Source organism: Micromonospora sp. LZ37 (assembly GCF_059359015.1).
In genome coordinates this window covers 1-1,925 of the sequence record NZ_JCADBL010000028.1, presented here as the reverse complement: position 1 = coordinate 1,925, position 1,925 = coordinate 1, and the positions used below count along the sequence as shown (strand labels likewise).

Genomic DNA, 1,925 nt, shown 5'->3' with positions numbered 1-1,925 from the left:
CCGGCGGTCGCCGGACCGGGCATGGTGGGTGTGCTGGCCGGCGTCGGTGTGGTGGTGGCCGCAGCAGCCGTCTGAACAGCCGGGCCGGGCGCGGTGGTCCCCGGCGGCGAGGCGACCTGGCCTGGTGCCGGGGCAGCCGTGACGGGAGTGGGCGTCGGCAGCCCGGCAGGAACCGGTGATCCACTCGCGGCCGTCGAACCCGCCGTCACCGCGCCGTCAACGACGGTGGGACGACCTGGACCGGCCGGCGCACTCGCTGGCTGCGCCGAGGCACCACCAGCCGAAGCGGGAGCTGACGGACCCGCACCTCCCGACGAACCCGCACCTCCCGACGAACCCGCACCTCCCGACGAACCCGCACCTCCCGACGGACCCGCACCTCCCGACGGAACCGCACCTCCCGACGGACCCGCATCTGCCGACTCGAGCGGCCTCACCGGCCCACCCGATGCGGTGATGAGGAAGGGCGTCGCCTGCCCATCGGAGCCCTCGACAACGGACCCCGTCAGCGGCGTCCCACCGGCCACCTCAGGCACTGCCAGCGGCGATCCCCCCTCAACCCCCGCCACCACCGGCGGCGACGCGGAAGGCAGATCCACAGCGGATGCAACGAAGTCCGTCGGATGAGGCGTCACCGTGCTGCGAGGCGTCGCGGTGACCGGTGAACCACCAGCACCAGCAGAACCACCAGGACCGGCTACCGGCCTGACACCAGAACCAGCAGAACCAGCAGAACCAGAACCAGCAGAACCAGCAGAACCAGAACCAGCGGGACCACCGGAACCAGCGGGACCACCGGAACCAGCGGGACCACCGGAACCAGCGGGACCACCGGAACCGACACCGGTATCCACCGAACCCGGCCCCTGCCCGACAGCAGCACCCGCGGGGCCGTCAGACGAACCCGAAGGCGGCGGGCCCAACTCAGAGTAGGCCGGAGGCGTGTCCAACTTAGAGGAGGCCGGAGGCGACGTGTCAGGCCCACCCAGACCACCGAACCGGGCCCGCAGGCTCGCCCCGGCGTCCTCACCGACCACACCAACCAGACCAGACAACCCACCAGCGACAGCGGCCGCCGGAAGCATTCCGAAGTCGATCTCCTCACCCTTGACCGCGGAATAGGTGACCGTACCGACAGTCTCCGTCAGCGCCTCAACGACGATCTCGTCCACGAACCGGCCACCGCCGGACTTCGCCGCCCCGCCCCCACCAGCACCCGCCGCACCCCGCGCAGCTCCACCCATCAGGTTCCTGGCCGCACCCGCCGCCGCACCCAACACGACACCCACCGCGCCGATCCACGCACCCACCTCCGCGGCCCGCGCCGTCAGCTCCGGGTCGAACTCCTTCCGATGCCCCTGCGCAATCTGAATACTCTGCGCGATGAAATCCATGAGCACCTGCAAACCAACACCGACGATCTGCCCCGAGACAACCGCGACAAGCAGACTCTGCAACCAGCCCGCGATGACCAGCCGACCCACGAACAGCCGCGCCGCCAACTGCGGCAAAATGCCCGGAATAACCCACGCAAACATGAGCGCAAAAGTGAACTGGGCCACCAACTCGATAATCGTCAAAATGATCATGAGCTTGGCGTACTCGACATTGACGGCCATGCTCTTCAACTCATGGCCCATCCGACTGACGTACTTCGACCCCAACATGATGTGGCCGTTCTCGCCGAGCGCCTCCCTCATCGACTCGACGAAGGCCTCCTGCGACTGCCCAGCCACACCATCACGGATCGAATGCACCGCCCCCGCCACAAGCGGCAACATCTCCGCGGCGATCTTCTCCGCCGCCACACCGTACGTCTCGGAAATCTGCCGCAGGCGATCTTCATCAACCGCAGGGAACTCCTCCCCCGTCAGCCACTTGAAGAACTCAGCAGTGGGCCCATCAATGTCAAGGCCCATAACCCC

Annotated in this window: 1 protein-coding gene; it reads right to left on the bottom strand. The window is 68.1% G+C overall.

Going from position 1 to position 1,925, the window contains the following annotated elements; translation table 11 throughout:
* Positions 1-1,919 (bottom strand): WXG100-like domain-containing protein (locus AC5L3Z_RS29460; protein ID WP_494846632.1); only part of this gene is annotated, 1,919 nt, incomplete at its 3' end.
* Between the last annotated feature and the right edge of the window lie 6 nt (positions 1,920-1,925).